The 1,411-nt window shown below is 68.9% G+C and carries 1 protein-coding gene; it reads left to right on the top strand.

Annotated elements, in window-relative coordinates; translation table 11 throughout:
* A partial coding sequence (locus AXW62_RS38545) for a condensation domain-containing protein (RefSeq protein WP_159061077.1) occupies window positions 1-1,411 on the top strand: 1,411 nt, incomplete at both ends.

Here is a 1,411-nt window from a genome sequence, read left to right as displayed (position 1 = left end):
GGGCGTAGCAGGTGAGCTGTACCTCGCGGGCGCGGGCGTGGCCCGCGGCTACCTGGGCCGGCCGGGATTGACCGCGTCACGGTTCGTCGCCGACCCGTTCAGCCAGGATCCCACCGGCGCCCGGATGTACCGGACCGGAGACATGGTCCGCTGGCGCGCCGACGGCCAGCTGGAATACCTCGGACGCGCCGACGACCAGGTCAAGATCCGCGGCTTCCGCATCGAACCCGACGAGATCGCCTCCGTCCTCACCGACCACCCCACCGTGGCCCAAGCGGTCGTCATCCCCCACGAGGACCGCCCCGGCCACAAACGGCTGGTCGCCTACGTCATCCCCAGCGACACCGGGACACCCACCACAGCCGCGCTCCGCTCCTTCGCCGCCGACCGGCTGCCGGAGTACATGGTCCCCTCAGCCGTCATGGTGCTGGACGAACTCCCCCTGACCGTCAACGGCAAACTCGACCGCCGCGCACTCCCCGCGCCCGACTACACGGCCGGGACCATCTCACGCGGACCGCGCACACCGGCGGAAGAGATCCTGTGCGGCCTGTTCGCCGAGGTACTCGGCCTGACCGAAATCGGAGCCGAGGACAACTTCTTCGACCTGGGCGGACACTCCCTGCTCGCCACCCGCCTCGTCGCACGCATACGCACCACCTTCGGCGTCGAACTCGGCGTCCGCACCCTGTTCGAAACACCCACCGTGGCAGGACTGGCACACCAGATCAGCGGAGCGCATGCGGCCCGCACCGCTCTGGCACCGGCCCAGCGACCGGAGACCGTCCCCCTGTCGTTCGCGCAGGCCCGTCTGTGGTTCCTCCACCGCCTCGAAGGCCCCTCCCCCACCTACAACATGCCGCTCGCCCTCCGGCTGACCGGACACGTAGACGTCGCGGCGCTGGAGATGGCACTCGCCGACGTCGTCGCACGCCACGAAAGCCTGCGGACCGTCTTCCCCGAGATCGACGGTATGCCACAGCAGCGGATCCTGCCGGTACAGGAGGCCCGGCCACAGCTGACCATCACCCAAGTGAACGCCTCCGAACTGGACACCGCACTGGCCACCGCCGCACGCCACACCTTCGACCTCGAAACCCAGATCCCCGTACGAGCCCACCTGTTCACCACCGGACCCGACACCCACACACTCGTGATCATGGTCCATCACATCGCGGCTGATGGGTGGTCCATGCGACCGCTGTGGCGCGATGTGAGCACCGCCTACCAGGCACGGTGTGCCGGGCAGGAGCCGGAATGGGCCGAGCTGCCGGTGCAGTACGCGGACTACACGCTGTGGCAACGCGACCTCCTGGGCGATGTCGAAGACCCCCACAGCGAGATCTCCGCACAGGTGGAGTACTGGAAGCAGACCCTGGCAGGGCTGCCCGACCGCATCAGCCTCCCCACC

The sequence above is a fragment of the Streptomyces hygroscopicus subsp. hygroscopicus genome (genome assembly GCF_001553455.1).
Taxonomy (GTDB): domain Bacteria; phylum Actinomycetota; class Actinomycetes; order Streptomycetales; family Streptomycetaceae; genus Streptomyces; species Streptomyces hygroscopicus.
The sequence above is the reverse complement of the archived record's forward strand: the minus strand, read 5'-3'. Positions and strand labels throughout refer to the sequence as shown.